Here is a 17,006-nt window from a genome sequence, read left to right as displayed (position 1 = left end):
CGGTAGCGTCTGAATACCACCTGGCCATTCGGCCGATTGTTGAGCGGTCCGCGAATCGCTAGATTGGCTGCATTCTTTGAAAACGTTCAGGGATGCAGATGAAACAACATGCAATCGCTTCGTCGCCATGCGGCGCATTTACGCTTGTCGAAACGCTGGTCGTGATCGCGCTGCTCGCGGTGATCGTGATGATGGCGACGCCATCGTTCGTAGCCTGGCAGGTGCGCGATCAGGTCGACGCACGTGCGAACGCGCTCGTGTCCACGCTTGCGTATGCACGCAGTGAGGCATTGCGCCGCGGCGCCCGGGTGATCGTATGCAGGACGGACGCGGCGCGTCACTGTCTTGCCGCCGGGCAGCCGTGCGGCAATGGCGTCGCCGACTGGTCTTGCGGCTGGGCCGTATTGGCCGAGCGCGGCGGCACGTCTACGCTGTTGCGCGCGCATGCCTCGGTTGCGGCGGTGAGCATCGCCGGCACGCAGACGAATCTCACGTTCACACCGCCCGCCGGACAACTGATCGGCACGTTTCGCAGCTTCGACGTTGCGCCGCGAGCGCCATCGAAAGCAACGCAGGGCGATAAGTGGCGGCGCTGCATTCGCATCGCGGCGGGTGGTCGCACGCGAATTACGGACGGCGCGTGTGGGGCGGCGTCGTGAGCCCGCTGGTCAGAAGGTCTTTGCGGCGGCTGCAGGCACGGCCTCACCGCAGTTGCAACAAGCGCGGCGGTAGTTCGTTGATCGAAGTGATGCTGGCCGTTGCGGTGATGGCAGTCACGGCGCTCGGTCTCATCGCCGGGCAATTGTGGATGGCGCGCGAGGCGCGAGCGATGTCGATGCGCGAACACGCCGCATGGATCGCCGATTCGGTCGCTGAAGCGGTGTCTGCGCCGTCAGCGAACGACGCCGCGCTTAACGCATGGCGCTCGCGTGCGGCGACGCTGCTGCCGGGCGGCGACGCGTCGGTGATCGGCATAGGAGGTGTGTCGGCGGCCCGCGTCACTTGGACGGCTCCGCGCAACGCGCCGCACGCCGCCGACGACGTGATCGACAAGCCCGAGCCGTGCGGCGGAGTGGATGCGCCCGTGGGCTTTTCCTGCGTCGCATTGGCGTTCGTCAAATGATGCCGCATGTGCATGCGCATGACGTGCGCGGCCATACGCTGATCGAGCTCGTGATCGCTCTTGCGCTTGGACTCATCGTGACCGCGGGCGCCGTGTCGCTTTACACGACGCAGCGCGCCGCCTTCGACCGCGCGAACAATGCGCTGCGTATGCGCGATGCCGGCTTGACCGCGTTGACCGTCGTTGGGCAGCAGTTGCAGATGGCGGGCTTCGTGCCGGCCGACGCCACGCAATATCGAGCGCCAACGCCGTTGTTCGGCTGTTCGGGCGGGCATCCGACAGGCACGGACGACAGCCGTCCGACGTGCGAGACGTTGACCGGCAAATCAGACGGCGTCGCGGTGCGATACGTCGGGGACAGCGTGTCGACCTGGCCGTCAGCCACGGGGCAGACGACGGACTGCCTCGGACAAGCTGTTACGGGCAATAGCGCTGCGCTCGGCGATCGCGGCGTGCCGGTGGTCAATCGCTTTTACGCGAAGGCGAGCAGCTCGACCGGCGAGCCGGAACTTTACTGCGAAGGCAACGGCAAGACAGGGTCCGCGCAACCGCTTGTCGAAGGTGTGGAGCGGCTGCGTCTCAAGTACTGGCTTGCCGGCGCGGCGAACGCACTCGACGCCTCGGCGGTGACGGCCGACCAGTGGGCCAACGTGGTCGCGGTTGACCTCTGCGTGCTAGTGCGCGGCGCGCCGCAAGGGCAGCGCTCACGTTATGTCGATTGCGACGGCGTAAGCGGTATCGCGACGGATCTGCGTCCGCGGCAAGCGTTCTGGCGGCGAGTTGCGTTGCGCAATTACGCAGGGGGCTTGTCGTGAGCGAAATACAAATCACGACCGAATGCCGTCACGTGAATGAAACTGGGCGCAGCTCCGTAAAGCAATCGGATCGACCTCGCCGCCTCCGCAGACACGCCCCGCGCATGCAGGAGCGCGGCACCGTATTACCCATCGTCCTGCTGATTTCCGCGATGCTGCTCGCGACGTCCGCGGCGTGGTTCGAGGCATCGCTCGCGGCAGCGCGTAGCGCGGTAAACGTGCGCGACTATTTGCAGGCCTTTCACGCCGCCGATTCGGCATTGACCTTATGCGCCCGCAGCGCCGTTGCATCCACGGGCCTGGGTGTGATCGCATCGCAGCCCGCCGCTCATGAGCCCGCGCAATGGAAAGTCGAGGCCACGTTCGAAGGCGCCGCTGCGACACCTTTGGCGCAATGGCCCGGCTCGCTGCGCGCGCCGCAATGCGTGGCCGAAGAGTGGCGTCTCCCTGGCCGCCCTGATGCACGCGCGTATCTGTTGACGGCGCGCGGCTTCGGCAACAAGCGCGAGTCGCAGGTATGGCTGCAGATGCAACTAGTTATCGACGGCGAGCGGATCGAGCGCCATTGGCGGCGTGTCGCCGCACGGCCCTTTTAGCGAGGTTGCAAATGAGAAGGCTGCATCTATCCGCATTCACCTTGCTCGAGCTGATCATCACGCTCGCGATCGTCGCTGTGCTGGCTTTGTTCGCGGTGCCTTCGTATCGCAGCCATATTGCGCGCACGTATCGGATGGACGCGGCATCGGCGCTGTTGCGCGCGGCGCAATTCGTCGAGGGCGCGGCAAGCGACAGCGTTCTTGCGCTGCCGCCCGGCTTCAACCAGGCTCCGTCATTCGGCTCGGCTGTTTATCGGTTGCGCGTGTTGCCGGCGGACGATGCAAACGGCGGCTATTCGATCGAAGCGGCGCCCGACGAATCGGGACCGATGCGAGACGACGCGTGCGGCGTCTTTACGCTCGACGCGACCGGCATGCGAAGCAATAAGACTGCGGGAAACGGTTCGGCACCGCTGACCGCGCAGTGTTGGGCCACAGGCTAGCAACGGGGCTGCTGCTCGCGCCGGAAGCTGTCTGATACCAGGAGCCATAAGCGACGAATTCAACCCTCGTCGCCAGACCTTGCCGAAGCACGCGACTCGCCCTTGATCTGCTGCCATACGCGATACGCTTCCCACGCGGCGAATGCGAGACCGCCCCACTTGAGTGCGGGCTTCGCACCGGCTGCGAACGTCGCGCGCAACGGTTTCGCGAGCACGAGCGACACGATCGAACTGATCACCGGATATTGCTTCAGAAGTGCGCCGATGGTTCCGGCGTTCAGAAGGCTAGCCTTGGCGCCGCTGCCCATGCGCAGCCCGCCGAAGCCTGGCACGATGAACTTGAGCCAACTGAAGTGGGTGACGGCCTCGCGTAATTCGAGCGTGGCCTGAGCGAATTCCATGCGCTCGACGTCCGCGCGCACGAGCAGCAGTTCCTTGCGCAATTCGCGCAACTGCGGTGCGCTCAAGTCTCTCGCCGGCTGGCGCTTGTTACGGTAGGCGGTGCTGGAGTAGCTATGGCTCATGGCGTGTCGGCAGTGAGAGGGGCAAGGAACAGCGCAACGAACAGGGCAACAAACAGTGCAACGAACGGCTCGCAAAGCACCACACTCGTTCGCCGCGCTACGGTTTGCGAAACACGTCGCGGTCTTTCTCGAATTCGGCGATGGTGGCATCGAACACCATCGGCGCATTGCGCAGCCCGCTGCGCGCTTTCAGCGCGCACACCAGTCCGGCAATCGCGTAGACGAGCGTGATTCCGGCAAGCGCCTGCCATCGGTAGGTGTCCCAGAACGCAATCGCGATCAGCGCCGTGAGCGCGATCAGGGCCATGGTGGTCAGCATCATCGCGGCAAGGCCGAGGAACAGCACGCCGAGGAGGCGATCCTTTTCTTCGGCGAGTTCAATGCCGATCAGTTCCAGACGCGTTTGCAGAATCGCCGACACCGAACTGATGATGCGGCGTAACGGACTATGTTGTTCGCGCTGCGATTGTGTGTCGATCGTCATGGCTGTGGGCGTTGCGCGGGTTGGCCGAAGCGGCGCGTGGCAAACGTGCGCGCCGGGATAAGCTGACCGGCCTGACGTGCGCCGGTCCGCTCGATTGGCTGGCATGCCGGACATCGCGTGTCCGGCACCTGCGGTGCAGTGTTACTTGCGGTTGATCAGGAGACCCAGCAGCACGCCGGCGCCCGCAGCGATGCCGATGGATGCCCACGGGTGCTCGTGAACGTAGTCGTCGGTTGCGCGAGCAGCCTTCTTGCCTTTCTCGACTACGACGACCTGCACGTCGGCCGCTTTTTCCCTGGCTTGCTTCAGGCGGGACAGCGCCGTTTCGCGCAATTCCGAAGCGCGCTCGCCCGTTGCGCTTGCGGCCTGTTTCAGCAGGTCTTCCGCGTCCGCGAGGACGGTTTTGATATCCGACATCAATCTCTCCTTGTTGACTTCCGACATTGACAGCTCCCCCTTCGTCTCACGCCACGCGTGAATCGTAACCAAAGAAACGGCGACTGGCGAGCGCACTGCCCGGTTGCACCGAGCGAATGCACGAACCGTTCCCGGCGAGGCGAAACTCCCCGAACATCCACTGCGCCACTTCCGCAGTTGATGTTAGTGCATGATGGAGTTGATCTGTCCCGCAAAGTTTCCACTAAATCGGCGAAAATTACAAAACCGCATAAAGTACTGAGCCGATGTTGGTTCGCCATGTACGGTTGCTGCCGTATGCTTTATCTTTGCGGAACCACACGGGCACACGCCCACGCCAGTTTTTCAGAACCTTAAGGAGATGCAAATGAGTCTACGTCTTGGCGATATCGCACCGGATTTCGAGCAGGAGTCGAGTATCGGCCGCATCAAGTTTCATGAATGGCTCGGCGATAGCTGGGGCGTCCTGTTCTCGCATCCGGCCGACTTCACGCCGGTCTGCACCACTGAACTCGGTCTGACGGCCAAGCTCGCCGACGAATTCGCAAAACGCAACGTCAAGACCATTGCATTGTCGGTCGACAGCGCGGAGTCGCATAAGGAGTGGATCAAGGACATCAATGAAACGCAGGCCGCGAGCGTCGGCTTCCCGATTCTGGCCGACGGCGACCGCAAGGTGTCCGAGTTGTACGACATGATTCACCCGAACGCGAACGAAACGCTCACCGTGCGCTCGCTGTTCGTGATCGATCCGAAGAAGAAGGTGCGTCTTATCATCACGTACCCGGCGAGCACGGGGCGCAATTTCGACGAAGTTCTGCGCGTGATCGATTCGCTGCAGCTTACGGACAGCCACTCGGTCGCGACGCCCGGCAACTGGAAGCAGGGCGACGACGTGGTGATCGTGCCGTCGCTGAAGGACGAAGAAGTGATCAAGCAGAAGTTCCCGAAGGGCTACAAGGCACTGCGTCCGTATCTGCGCATGACGCCGCAGCCGAACAAGTAAGCTCGCGTTCGGTGCGTCGGGAAAACCCCGGCGCGTCGTCAAATGCAAGAAGGCCGGTTCATTGCGAACCGGCCTTCTTTTATTGCTCGCCAGAGCGCGCCGTTATCGACGCAAGCGGCGCTCCGTACATGCTCAGACAAGCCTCAGAAAAACGCCTGAATGCCCGTTTGCGCGCGGCCGAGAATCAGCGCGTGAATGTCGTGCGTGCCTTCATAGGTGTTCACGACTTCCAGATTCACCAGATGCCGCGCAATTCCGAATTCGTCCGAAATGCCGTTGCCGCCCAGCATGTCGCGCGCGAGCCGCGCGATGTCGAGCGCCTTGCCGCATGAATTGCGCTTCATGATCGACGTGATTTCGACGGCCGCGGTGCCTTCGTCCTTCATGCGGCCAAGGCGTAGCACGCCTTGCAGGCCGAGCGTGATTTCCGTCTGCATGTCGGCGAGCTTCTTCTGAATCAACTGATTGGCCGCGAGCGGCCGGCCGAACTGCTTGCGATCGAGCACATACTGACGCGCGGTATGCCAGCACGATTCGGCCGCACCGAGCGCGCCCCACGCGATGCCATAGCGCGCCGAGTTCAGGCAGGTGAACGGACCGCGCAGCCCGCTCACTTCGGGAAAGCGGTTCTCTTCGGGCACGAACACTTCGTCGAGCACGATTTCGCCGGTGATCGACGCGCGCAAACCCACCTTGCTATGGATGGTCGGCGCCGACAGTCCCTTCCAGCCCTTCTCGAGAATGAAGCCGCGAATCGCGTCCTTGCCGTTTTCCTCGAGCTTCGCCCATACGACGAACACATCCGCGATCGGCGAATTCGTGATCCACATTTTCGAGCCCGACAGCGAGTAGCCGCCGTCGACCTTCTTCGCGCGCGTCACCATGCTGCCCGGATCGGAGCCGTGATTCGGCTCGGTGAGCCCGAAGCAGCCGATCCATTCGCCGGTGGCGAGCTTCGGCAGATACTTCTGCTTCTGCGCCTCCGAGCCGAATTCGTAGATCGGCACCATCACGAGCGACGACTGCACCGACATCATCGACCGGTAGCCGGAATCCACGCGCTCCACTTCACGCGCGATCAGCCCATACGCCACATAGTTGAGCCCCGGCCCGCCGTATTGCTCGGGGATGGTCGGGCCGAGCAGGCCGAGCTCGCCCATTTCGCGGAAGATCTCGATGTCCGTCTTCTCGTGACGGAACGCTTCGAGCACGCGCGGCTGGAGCTTGTCCTGTGCATACGCGGCGGCGGCGTCGCGCACCATGCGTTCGTCTTCGGTGAGCTGCTGATCCAGCAGCAACGGGTCTTCCCAGTGAAACTGCGCGGCCTCGGCCATGACATATCTCCTGATTCTTGCGTAATCCAAGCTTGACTTGAGTTCCGCTATGCGAAACAATGTTTTGCAAACGACACCCGAGTGTATCACCCGATGACGCCCGCAGCCACTTTCACCGAGCCGCTCGACGAGCGCAAATTCGTCGTCGCCCTTGCGCGCGGGCTCGAGCTACTGCGCGCTTTCAAGCCGGGCGAAACGATGCTCGGCAACCGCGATTTCGTCGAACGCACGGGTTTGCCGAAGGCGACCGTCAACCGTCTCGCGTACACGCTGACCGTGCTCGGTTATCTGCGGCTCGACGAGGCGCTAGGCAAATATGCGCTCGATGCCGGCGTGTTGTCGCTCGGTTTCGCGTTGCTGTCCGGCACGGACACATTGGAACTCGCGCGCCCGCATATGCGCGCGTTCGCGCGCGAAGTCGGCGCGGCGGTGTCGCTCGGCTGCCGCGACGGACTCGACATGATCTATCTCGACACGATTCGCAGCGAAACGGCGCTCACGCTCGGCCTCGCGCCCGGCTCGAAACTGTCGATGCTGACGAGCTCAATGGGCCGCGCGTATCTCGCCGTGCAGCCTGCCGACGTGCGCCACGCGCTGCTCGCCGAGCTGAAGAAAGCGGCGGGCAAGGGCGGCGCGGCGCTGGTGGCCGAGGCCGTGAAGGAGATCGCGGCGTTCGCCGAGGAGCGCTGCTGTTATTCGTTTCGCGCGTGGCACGACGACGTGAACGCCGTTGCGGTGCCGTTTCGCGAGCCGCGCGAAGGACGCTGGCTCGTGCTGAGTTGCAGCGGGCCGGCTTCGTCGATGGGAGAAGATGTGTTTCGCGAGAAAGTAGCGCCGAGATTGAAGGCGCTTGCGCGGCGTCTGGGAGACGTGGGCTAGCAGTCCGTGGCGCAAATCAAGCCGGGATCAGGCCACGCTCAAGCCGCCCGATCATGATAATGCGCATTAAACAGCGGCCCCTGCACAAAGCGCACATCGTATTGCTGCAACGCTTCGAACTGTGCTTCGTCCATCACGCGATTAAAAATCAGCGGAATCCGCAGCCGGCCCGCGTAGCCGACTAACGGCTTGACCGTCGCGTCGCGCAACGCCACTGCCGCATCCATCTTGAGGAAGTCGAGCCGCGCCGTATCGGAGACCGACAGAATCTGCCCCGCGTTTGACAGATTGCCCGCGACCTTGAAGCCGTAGTGCTGATAGCTCTTGGTCAGATAGCCGAGAAAAGTCTTATGCGCGACGGCCGCCGCGGGCAGCTCGATCACGATCCTCGCCGGATTCAGCCCGAACGACGTCAGCACGCTCGAAAAATGCCGCCCGTGGTCGTACTTCACGCTCTTCAACAGCCGCTCGTGCACGCGCAGAAATAGCAGGCCGTGCCGCTGTGCGCCGAAGAAATTGATCGCATGCAGCGCGCGCGACATGCGATCCAGCGAGACCAGTTGCTGGTCGTCGCCGATGCGGTCGAACGCGTCGAACATATCGAACGGCGCGGCGTCGAGCCGCTGCGTGACCGCCTGGAAGCCGAGCTCATCGCCGAAACGATCCACGTTTTCCACATCCGACGACAGCGACTGCGCCAACGCATGCACGCTGATGTCGAAGATCGGCTCGTAGCCGCTCGTCAGTTCGAGGTCGTTAAAGCGCGCGAGCGCGAAGTCTCCGTGGCTGCCGGAGCCCATCGCCAGATGTTTGCCGAGAAAGGGATGGTCACTGGCGCGCGCAACGAGAGTGGGGATGGTCGGCGGAATCATTTAGGCGAATGGATCACTTGGTGGCGTGTCGGCGCCGGGACAACGCGCGTACACCGCATCTTCCGATGGTAGCAGTCCGCACCGCCGTCACATGAACAAAATGCTGATAACCATATCCCGCGGATGCCTGTCTGCGCGGGCCGCGGCGCGTGTGTCACGCAAGCTCCAGGGTATACGTTAATTTCACTTAACGTAATTCGTTTTACTATGCGTAAATTCTCGCGTAAGCGTTCGAAGACCCTATCCGGAGACAACCCTCATGAGCGCCAAGCCGGCCGCAGCCGCCGCCAACGTGATCGAAGTCGAGCAGGTGCTCGGCGAAACGCATCACCCGGCATTTCAATTGATGTTGCTCGCGTTGTGCGGACTGTGCCTCGTCATCGACGGCTTCGACGCGCAGGCCATGGGCTATGTCGCGCCGAGCGTGATCGGCGAATGGCATGTGTCGAAGGCGGCGCTCGGTCCGGTTTTCAGCGCGAGCCTGTTCGGCATGCTGCTCGGCGCATTGGGGTTGTCGGTGCTGGCCGACCGCATCGGGCGTCGTCCGGTGCTGATCGGCGCGACCTTTTTCTTCGCGCTGTCGATGCTCGCCACGCCCTTCGTCGCGACGATCCCCGCGTTGATCGCGCTGCGCTTCATCACGGGTCTTGGCCTCGGCTGCATCATGCCGAACGCGATGGCGCTCGTCGGCGAATTCTCGACGCCGGCGCATCGCGTGAAGCGCATGATGCTGGTGTCGTGCGGTTTCACGTTGGGCGCCGCGCTCGGCGGATTCATCAGCGCCGCGTTGATTCCGGCCTACGGCTGGCGCGCGGTGTTCTGGGTCGGCGGCGTGGTGCCGCTGCTGCTCGCCGTCGCCATGCTTGCCTTGCTGCCGGAGTCGTTGCAATTTCTGGTGCTGAAGGGCCGCAGCGAGCGCGCGTTGCGCTGGCTCGCCCGATTCGATCCGAGCCTGCCGATCGACGCCAACACGCGCGTCGTCGTGCGTGAAAAGGGCAATGACGGTGCGCCGGTCGCGGAACTGTTCCGCGCGGGCCGGGCGCCGGTGACGCTGATCCTGTGGGCGATCAGCTTCATGAATCTGATCGATCTGTACTTCCTGTCGAACTGGCTGCCTACGGTCATGCGCGACGCCGGTTATTCGCCGAGCACGGCGGTGATCGTCGGCACGGTGTTGCAGACGGGCGGCGTCGTGGGCACGTTGCTGCTCGGCTGGTTCATCGAACGGTTCGGTTTTGTGCGCGTGCTGTTCGTGTGCTTTGCGGGCGCGGCGCTCGCCGTCGGAACCATCGGGACGGTCGCGCATGCGTTGCCGTGGCTGTTGCTCGTCGTGTTCGCGGGCGGCTTCTGCGTGGTGGGCGGACAGCCGGCGGTGAACGCGCTGGCCGGCCACTTTTATCCGACCACGCTGCGCTCGACGGGCATCGGCTGGAGCCTCGGCATCGGACGGATCGGCTCGGTGATTGGACCGCTCGTCGGTGGCCAGTTGATCGCATTGAACTGGTCGAACGAATCGCTGTTTCATGCGGCCGCCGTGCCGGTGCTGTGTTCCGCGCTGCTCGTGATCGCGCTCGCCGCGGCGACGCGGCAACGCAACCGCCCGTCGCAGCCGCAAACGGCGTGACGAAACACGCGTGACGAAACCCGCGTGAGACGAAATACAGAGTCAACGGAGAACTTGCATGGACACCTCAACACGTCAGCCGGATAGCGCCAGTTCGCGGCTCGAAATCGAGCCCGGTTATCAGTCCGGCTTTGCCAACGAATTCGCGACCGAAGCGCTGCCGGGCGCGCTGCCCGCAGGGCGCAATTCACCGCAGCGCGTCGCCTATGGTTTGTATGCCGAACAATTGTCGGGCACCGCGTTCACCGCGCCGCGCGGCCACAACCGGCGCTCGTGGCTGTACCGCATCCGTCCGGCGGCGGTGCACAAGCCGTTCGCGCCGCTGCCTTCGGAGCGGCTCGTCGCCAATTTCGCCGACGTCCCGCCGACGCCGCCCAACCAGTTGCGCTGGGACGCGTTGCCGATGCCGACCGTGCCCACGGATTTCATCGACGGCTGGGTGACGATGGCCGGCAACGGCGCAGCCGAATCGATGAGCGGCTGCGCGATCCACCTGTACGCGGCGAATCGCTCGATGCAAGACCGCTTCTTCTACAGCGCCGACGGCGAACTGCTGATCGTGCCGCAGGAAGGGCGCCTGCATATCGCAACCGAACTGGGCCGGCTGGACGTCGAACCGTTCGAGATCGCGGTGATTCCACGCGGCGTGCGCTTCGCGGTGAGCCTGCCCGACGGCAATGCGCGCGGCTACATCTGCGAAAACTTCGGGGCGTTGCTGCGCTTGCCGGACCTCGGCCCGATCGGCTCGAACGGTCTCGCCAATCCGCGCGACTTTCTCACGCCGCATGCCGCTTACGAGGACCGCGAAGGCGACTTCGAACTCGTCGCGAAAATGAACGGCAATTTGTGGCGCGCGGACATCGGCCATTCGCCGCTCGACGTGGTCGCGTGGCACGGCAACTACGCGCCGTACAAGTACGACTTGCGGCGCTTCAACACGATTGGCTCGATCAGCTTCGATCATCCGGACCCGTCGATATTTCTCGTGCTGCAATCGCAGAGCGACACGCCGGGCGTCGATACGATCGACTTCGTGATCTTTCCGCCGCGCTGGCTCGCCGCCGAAGATACGTTCCGCCCGCCGTGGTTCCATCGCAACGTCGCGAGCGAATTCATGGGCCTCGTGCATGGCGTCTATGACGCGAAGGCCGAAGGCTTCGTGCCGGGCGGCGCGAGCCTGCATAACTGCATGTCCGGCCACGGCCCCGACGCGGAGACCTTCGAGAAAGCGTCGCATAGCGACACGTCGAAACCGAACAAGGTCGGCGACACGATGGCCTTCATGTTCGAAACGCGCACGCTGATCAAGCCGACGCGCTTTGCGCTCGAAACCGCGCAGCTTCAGGCGCATTACTACGAGTGCTGGCAAGGTCTCAAGAAACACTTCAATCCGGAGCAACGATGAGCGCAGTGAGCGATCTTCAGGCGACGCTCGATCCGTCGCGCAAAAGCTGGGTCGAGTCGGCCAACGAGCCGAGTCACGATTTCTCGATCCAGAATTTGCCGTTCGGCATTTTCAGCGACACGGCCAACGACACGAGCAACGACACGCGCCGCGCGGGCGTGGCGATCGGCGATGAGATCGTCGATCTGGCCGCATTGCAGGCGGCGGGGCTATTGAAGCTGCCGTCGAACGCCGATGTTTTTGCGCGCGATACGCTGAACGACTTCATCGCGCTAGGCCGCGACGCGTGGCGCAGCGTGCGCATCCAGTTGAGCAACCTGCTTTCACGCGACACCGCGACGTTGCGCGACGACGCGGCACTGCGCGCCAAAGTGCTGGTGCGTGCGGCCGACGCGCGGCTTCATTTGCCCGTGGAGATTCCCGGCTACACGGACTTTTATTCTTCGAAAGAGCACGCGACGAACGTCGGCTCGATGTTTCGCGATCCGAAGAATGCGCTGTTGCCGAACTGGTCGGAGATGCCCATCGGCTACAACGGACGCGCGTCGTCGGTGGTGGTGAGCGGCACGCCGGTGCGTCGGCCCAATGGTCAATTGAAGTTGCCCGATCAGGACCGGCCGGTGTTCGGCGCGTGCCGCAAGCTCGACATCGAACTCGAGACCGGCTTTGTGATCGGCGGCGGCAACGCGTTGGGCGAGCCGATTGCATGTGCGGACGCGGAAGCGCACATCTTCGGCATGGTGCTGCTGAACGACTGGAGCGCCCGCGACATTCAGCAATGGGAATACGTGCCGCTCGGTCCGTTCAATGCAAAAACATTCGCGACCACGATCTCGCCGTGGATCGTCACGCTCGATGCGCTGGAACCGTTCCGCGTCGCGCAGCCGGTGCAGGAGCCAGAGCCGCTTGCGTATCTGCGGCACGACGGCGACCATGCGTTCGACATCGCGCTCGAAGTGAAGCTGCGGCCTCATGCAGCGAAACAGGCGACGACCATCGCGCGAACCAACTTCAGGCACATGTACTGGACGATGGCGCAGCAACTCGCGCATCACACGGTGTCGGGCTGCAATACGCGAGTGGGCGACCTGATGGGCTCGGGCACGATCAGCGGCCCGACCGAAGACTCGTACGGCAGCCTGCTCGAACTCACGTGGAACGGCAAGAAGCCGCTTGAACTGAAAGACGGCGGCACGCGCACGTTCATTGAGGACGGCGATGAATTGACGCTCGCCGGATGGTGTCAGGGCGATGGGTATCGCGTGGGCTTTGGGGCTTGCGTCGGGGAGATTGTGGCGGCGCGGGGGTGAACCTGAGGCGCCGGCCGGCTATGGCCCAGAAAGGCCGCCCGGCTGGCCTCACTCTGCGCTCCTGGCGTTCACCCCGCCACCGCCATCCTTTGTGCACGCCGGTCGATCGACACCGACCACAGCGTAAGCAGCAGCGCGCCGACGGAAGTGGCGACGCCGACCCACGGCAGCGTAGTCAACGGCGCGCCCGCGCCGATCGCCATGCCGCCGAGCCAGGCGCCCGTCGCATTGCCGAGGTTGAAGGCACCCTGATTCAGCGTCGACGCGAGATTCGGCGCATCGCTCGCGCGGTCGACGATCAGCATCTGCAACGGCGGCACGATCGCAAACGCCAGAACGCCCCACGCGAAGATCGTGATCATCGCCGGAATTTCGGCATGCATGGTGCCGGCGAAGATCGTCAGAATCGCGACGATGGCGAGCAGGAACGCCACCAGCGACGGCATCAACCGCCAGTCCGCGAGCTTGCCGCCGAGCGTGCTGCCAACGGTCAGCCCCAAGCCGAACAGCAACAGTACGAGCGTGACCGCGTGCGGCGTGAAACCGGTCACGTCTTCGAGAATCGGCGTGATGTACGTGAAAGTGGAAAAGAGGCTTGCCGACGCCAGTACGCTGATGCCGAGCACCATCAGAACTTGCGGATTTTTCAGCACGCCGAATTCGCGCACGAGGCTCGCTTTCTGCATCTCGATCTTCGCCGGCAGGCAGACCGCGAGCGCGGCGGCCGCGGCGATGCCGATGCCCGTCACCGCCCAGAAGGTCGCGCGCCAGCCGGCGGCCTGGCCGAGCGCCGTGCCGAGCGGCACACCGAGCACATTCGCCAGCGTGAGGCCGGTGAACATCAGCGCGATGGCCTGCGCGCGGCGGTTCGGCGCGACGAGCCCCGCGGCCACGACCGAGCCGATGCCGAAGAACGCGCCGTGGCAGAACGCGGTGACGATCCGCGCGGCCATCAGCACCGCGTAGCCCGGCGCAAGCGCGCACAGCAGATTGCCGACGATGAATACGCCGATCAGGCTCATCAGCGCTTTCTTGCGCGGCATGTTGGCGACGGCGATCGCCACGATCGGCGCGCCGATCGTCACGCCGAGCGCATAAGCGGAGACCAGCATGCCGGCAGCCGGAATCGACACCGACAGATCGCGGGCGACGTTGGGCAGGAGCCCCATGATGACGAATTCGGTGGTGCCGATGCCAAAGGCGGCAATGGCGAGAGCAAGCAGGGGCAAAGGCATGGCGGCGGACTGTGGATCGGCGCGGCGCGAGACGTCGCGCGGACGGCGCGCGTTTTCGGGGCGAAAGCGCGTGCGCCGTGCTGAAAGCAAAACAGTTAGGGATTTTACCTAAGTCAAAACGATAGTGCTGGGCGCTCAGTCGTGTGCACGGCGCGGCTGTTGTTTTTAATCCGACGCCTTGCCGTGACGTCCCGCGCCCTTCGTAAAACGCTCGGCGCCCGCAACACCTTCGTCGAAAACCGCCGCATAGCCGCCGGCGCCTTCGCGCCGCAGCGCGTCGGCGAGATCGTCCAGCATGCTGTTTTCCAGCACCGAGCGGCGGTCGGCCAGCAGCGCCGCCTGCGGAAAGGCCGCGAGTTCGGCGGCCAGTTGCTCGGCCGCCGCGCGCGCCTCGCCTTTGGCGACCACGCGGTTCGCGAGGCCAAAAGCGAGCGCTTCCTGCGCGCTCACCGCGCGGCCGGTGAGTATCAGATCGAGCGCGCGCGACATGCCGATCAGCCGCGGCAAGCGAATCGTCCCGCCGTCGATCAGCGGAATGCCGACGCGGCGGCAGAACACGCCGAGCACCGCCTCCTCCTCGACGACACGCAGGTCGCACATGGCGGCCAGCTCCAGGCCGCCCGCGACCGCATAGCCCGTAATCGCCGCGATCACCGGCTTCGTGAAATGCATGCGCGTCGGTCCCATCGGTCCGGGACCGCTGCCGTCCGCGTGAATCTCGTTGCGGCGCGTGTCGTCGGCGAGCGCGCTCAGATCCGCGCCCGCGCAGAAGGTGCCGCCCGCGCCGAACAGCACGGCTGCGCGCCACGCGGGCTCGGCTTCGAAGCATTGAAACGCGGCGCTCAACGCATCGGCGACGAGACGGTCGACCGCATTACGCCGCTCCGGACGCTCAAGCACGATGGTTGCTACGCCGTTATCACGGTTAGCTTCGATACGCACATATTGGTTGAAATTTTGCGTGCTTATCATCGTCGTCTCCCTGAAGGTCCGCGTTCGCCCGTTCGTTGATTCGTTCGGGCGCCAGTGCAGCGCTCATGCACAGCAGTTAATACCGTGGCTTGACATGCTTCTTTCACAATCGACTCGTAGCGTTAGCGCTCTCTTAACGCGCTGGCGAGCTGCCGCCAGCTTATCGAGCCTGCCTTTGCCTCTCGCCAATTCACCGTCCGCGGGTGCGCCGGCCTGCGCGGAGACCGTCTGGATCGTCCCGCTCGACCGGCATTCATGGTACGACCACGTGCGTCTGAAACGCGTCTTTGTCGCCGACGGCACGCGGCATCAGGTCGTCGTGGTCGACGTGCGCAAGCTGCTCGCGTGCGCCGATCGCGACAACACCGATTATGTTCTGAAGCCCGTTGCCGAATGGCATGCGGGAAAGGTGCGCGGCATTCGCGAGTTTCTCGATCCGGACAATCCGCGCATTCCGCAGATGCCCTACGTGACGATCTCGACGCGCCGCGCGCCGGGCCTGCTCGGGTGGCTCGGTTTCGAGCGCGAAGGCGTGGTGGCGTTTCGCAACGGGCAGCATCGCGCGCGCTATCTCGCCGATGCCGGGGCGCGCTGGTTTCCGGTGGAAGTGCACGAGCGCGAGGCTGCGTTGCTGCGCGAGATATGCGGCGCACCGGACGACGCCCGCACGGCGATTCGCCCCGTTCCGCTGAACGCGGGCGGCGGGTAGATTTCCGGCTTCAGCCAGGCAGGCCCGACGACGCCTGGTCGTTCGCATGCACCGCGTTGCGAGGCGTGCCCGCTTGCCACGCGGCGACGTTCGCGAGCGTGGTCTGCGCGATCTCGTTCATCGCCTCGCGTGTAAAAAACGCCTGATGCGCAGTGACGATCACATTCGGGAACATCAGAAGACGCGCGAGCACGTCGTCTTGCAGCGGCAGATTCGAATGGTCCTCGAAGAACAGACCGCCTTCTTCCTCGTAGACGTCGAGCCCCAGATGGCCGAGCTGACCGTCCTTCAGCGCGCCGACCAGCGCATTGCTTTCGACGAGCCCGCCGCGCCCGGTGTTGATCAGCATCGCGCCGCGCTTCATTCGGGCGAGCGCGGCCGCGTCGATCAGATGGTACGTTGCCGGAAGCAACGGACAATGCAGGCTGACAATGTCCGATTCCGCGAGAAGCGCGTCGAGCGTCACGTAGCGCGCGCCGAGCGCGAGCAGATCGTCGGCGGGCGTGCCGGGATCGTACGCCAGCACGCGCATGCCGAAGCCCGACATGATGCGTCCGAACACGCGGCCGATCATGCCGGTGCCGATCACGCCGACTGTCTTGCCGTGCAGATCGAAGCCCAATAGTCCATGCAGCGAGAAGTCGCCCTCCCGCGTGCGCGCGACCGCACGCGGCAGGCGCCGGTTCAGCGCGAGCACGAGGCCCACCGCATGCTCGGCGACGGCGTGCGGCGAATAAGCGGGCACGCGGGCGACGGCAATGCCGAGGCGCTCGGCCGTTGCGAGATCGACGTGATTAAAGCCTGCGGAGCGCAAAGCGATCATGCGCGTGCCGCCGGCATGCAGATGTTCGAGCGTCGCGGCATCGACACGATCGTTGACGAACGGACACACGACCTCATAGGCACGCGCGAGCACGGCGGTTTCGCTGTTCAGATGCGATTCCTGGAAATGCAGTTCATAGCGATGCGCGGCATTGGCTTCGGTGAAAGTCTCGACGTCGTATTGACGGCTGCTGAACAGGATCATGCGCATTGCTCACTCCATTTAATCGCATACCGGCGCTGCGCAATTCGCAGTTTTATGAAGACGGCGCTTTAGCGCTCAATGAAAACGAGTATAAGGAATTCATCAAAAGGTGCAATGCAATAAAACGGCTAGACGGTGCCTTTCCATAGGTCCGCTATTCGCGAAGTCAAGAACAACTGCGAAAAAAATAACATTGACAGGTCTTCTCAACTTACATAATTTAAAAAAGCC

Annotated in this window: 19 protein-coding genes; 11 read left to right on the top strand and 8 right to left on the bottom strand. The window is 63.8% G+C overall.

Features of this window, described 5'->3' with window-relative positions:
* Positions 1-98: 98 nt before the first annotated feature.
* The 5 genes from C8K18_RS09420 to C8K18_RS09400 all read left to right on the top strand — a co-directional run bounded on the left by C8K18_RS09420 (position 99) and on the right by C8K18_RS09400 (position 2,977).
* Positions 99-659 carry a GspH/FimT family pseudopilin gene (locus tag C8K18_RS09420; protein ID WP_181324839.1) on the top strand — a complete coding sequence of 187 codons (561 nt, stop codon included), beginning with the start codon at positions 99-101 and terminating at the stop codon, positions 657-659.
* Positions 660-688: 29 nt separating this feature from the next.
* Complete coding sequence (locus tag C8K18_RS09415) at positions 689-1,123, top strand: prepilin-type N-terminal cleavage/methylation domain-containing protein (protein WP_374710198.1); 435 nt, start codon at positions 689-691, stop codon at positions 1,121-1,123.
* Positions 1,120-1,938 carry a PilW family protein gene (locus C8K18_RS09410; protein WP_107707306.1) on the top strand — a complete coding sequence of 273 codons (819 nt, stop codon included), beginning with the start codon at positions 1,120-1,122 and terminating at the stop codon, positions 1,936-1,938. Before C8K18_RS09415 ends, C8K18_RS09410 begins: the two co-directional genes overlap by 4 nt.
* A 104-nt stretch (positions 1,939-2,042) precedes the next feature.
* Positions 2,043-2,534, top strand: coding sequence for a pilus assembly protein (locus tag C8K18_RS09405; protein ID WP_107707305.1), 492 nt, complete (start codon positions 2,043-2,045; stop codon positions 2,532-2,534).
* 11 nt (positions 2,535-2,545) lie between these two features.
* On the top strand, positions 2,546-2,977 hold the full coding sequence (locus C8K18_RS09400; RefSeq protein WP_006047851.1) for a type IV pilin protein: 432 nt from the start codon (positions 2,546-2,548) through the stop codon (positions 2,975-2,977).
* Between the two features lie 59 nt (positions 2,978-3,036).
* Here the strand turns inward: C8K18_RS09400 and C8K18_RS09395 are convergent, their stop codons facing one another.
* The 3 genes from C8K18_RS09395 to C8K18_RS09385 form a co-directional block, all read right to left on the bottom strand.
* Entirely contained in the window at positions 3,037-3,501 is a 465-nt protein-coding gene (locus tag C8K18_RS09395; protein WP_006047850.1) for a DUF3318 domain-containing protein, read from the bottom strand.
* A gap of 97 nt (positions 3,502-3,598) precedes the next feature.
* Positions 3,599-3,985: a phage holin family protein gene (locus C8K18_RS09390; RefSeq protein ID WP_006047849.1), complete on the bottom strand. Its 387-nt coding sequence runs from the start codon at positions 3,983-3,985 to the stop codon at positions 3,599-3,601.
* A gap of 141 nt (positions 3,986-4,126) precedes the next feature.
* A complete protein-coding gene (locus C8K18_RS09385; RefSeq protein WP_006047848.1) occupies positions 4,127-4,429 on the bottom strand; it encodes a YqjD family protein in 303 nt (100 codons plus the stop codon).
* 340 nt (positions 4,430-4,769) lie between these two features.
* Between C8K18_RS09385 and C8K18_RS09380 the strand changes: the two genes are divergently transcribed.
* Positions 4,770-5,408, top strand: a complete 639-nt coding sequence (locus C8K18_RS09380) for a peroxiredoxin (RefSeq protein ID WP_006047847.1) — start codon at positions 4,770-4,772, stop codon at positions 5,406-5,408.
* Positions 5,409-5,551: 143 nt separating this feature from the next.
* Here the strand turns inward: C8K18_RS09380 and C8K18_RS09375 are convergent, their stop codons facing one another.
* Positions 5,552-6,742, bottom strand: coding sequence for an acyl-CoA dehydrogenase (locus C8K18_RS09375; protein ID WP_006047845.1), 1,191 nt, complete (start codon positions 6,740-6,742; stop codon positions 5,552-5,554).
* Positions 6,743-6,835: 93 nt separating this feature from the next.
* Here C8K18_RS09375 and C8K18_RS09370 point away from each other — a divergent pair, with 93 nt between their 5' ends.
* On the top strand, positions 6,836-7,621 hold the full coding sequence (locus C8K18_RS09370; RefSeq protein ID WP_107707304.1) for an IclR family transcriptional regulator: 786 nt from the start codon (positions 6,836-6,838) through the stop codon (positions 7,619-7,621).
* A 38-nt stretch (positions 7,622-7,659) separates the two neighbouring features.
* Here the strand turns inward: C8K18_RS09370 and C8K18_RS09365 are convergent, their stop codons facing one another.
* Complete coding sequence (locus tag C8K18_RS09365; RefSeq protein WP_006047843.1) at positions 7,660-8,493, bottom strand: EAL domain-containing protein; 834 nt, start codon at positions 8,491-8,493, stop codon at positions 7,660-7,662.
* Positions 8,494-8,752: 259 nt separating this feature from the next.
* Here C8K18_RS09365 and C8K18_RS09360 point away from each other — a divergent pair, with 259 nt between their 5' ends.
* The 3 genes from C8K18_RS09360 to fahA are packed head-to-tail and all read left to right on the top strand — an operon-like array spanning position 8,753 to position 12,832.
* A complete protein-coding gene (locus C8K18_RS09360) occupies positions 8,753-10,117 on the top strand; it encodes an MFS transporter (RefSeq protein ID WP_053857549.1) in 1,365 nt (454 codons plus the stop codon).
* A gap of 58 nt (positions 10,118-10,175) precedes the next feature.
* Positions 10,176-11,522, top strand: a complete 1,347-nt coding sequence (gene hmgA / locus C8K18_RS09355; protein ID WP_107707303.1) for a homogentisate 1,2-dioxygenase — start codon at positions 10,176-10,178, stop codon at positions 11,520-11,522.
* The gene (gene fahA / locus C8K18_RS09350; RefSeq protein ID WP_107707302.1) at positions 11,519-12,832 is read left to right on the top strand and encodes a fumarylacetoacetase; all 1,314 of its coding nucleotides are present in this window, start codon (positions 11,519-11,521) and stop codon (positions 12,830-12,832) included. The genes hmgA and fahA overlap by 4 nt, the downstream gene beginning before the upstream one ends.
* A gap of 68 nt (positions 12,833-12,900) precedes the next feature.
* On the opposite strand, the gene C8K18_RS09345 is transcribed toward fahA, so the two are convergent.
* Entirely contained in the window at positions 12,901-14,067 is a 1,167-nt protein-coding gene (locus C8K18_RS09345; protein ID WP_107707375.1) for an MFS transporter, read from the bottom strand.
* A 165-nt stretch (positions 14,068-14,232) separates the two neighbouring features.
* Complete coding sequence (locus C8K18_RS09340) at positions 14,233-15,039, bottom strand: crotonase/enoyl-CoA hydratase family protein (RefSeq protein WP_107707301.1); 807 nt, start codon at positions 15,037-15,039, stop codon at positions 14,233-14,235.
* A 94-nt stretch (positions 15,040-15,133) separates the two neighbouring features.
* On the opposite strand from C8K18_RS09340, the gene C8K18_RS09335 reads away from it, so the two are divergent.
* Positions 15,134-15,748, top strand: a complete 615-nt coding sequence (locus tag C8K18_RS09335; RefSeq protein ID WP_107707300.1) for a hypothetical protein — start codon at positions 15,134-15,136, stop codon at positions 15,746-15,748.
* Positions 15,749-15,758: 10 nt separating this feature from the next.
* Here C8K18_RS09335 and C8K18_RS09330 read toward each other — a convergent pair whose 3' ends face one another.
* A complete protein-coding gene (locus C8K18_RS09330; protein WP_107707299.1) occupies positions 15,759-16,781 on the bottom strand; it encodes a 2-hydroxyacid dehydrogenase in 1,023 nt (340 codons plus the stop codon).
* Positions 16,782-17,006 lie beyond the last annotated feature (225 nt).

Origin of the sequence: Paraburkholderia sp. GV068 (genome assembly GCF_003058125.1) — a bacterium.
GTDB classification, from domain to species: Bacteria; Pseudomonadota; Gammaproteobacteria; order Burkholderiales; family Burkholderiaceae; genus Paraburkholderia; species Paraburkholderia graminis.
Note: the sequence above shows the minus strand (reverse complement) of the source record. Positions and strands in the feature narration are given on the sequence as shown.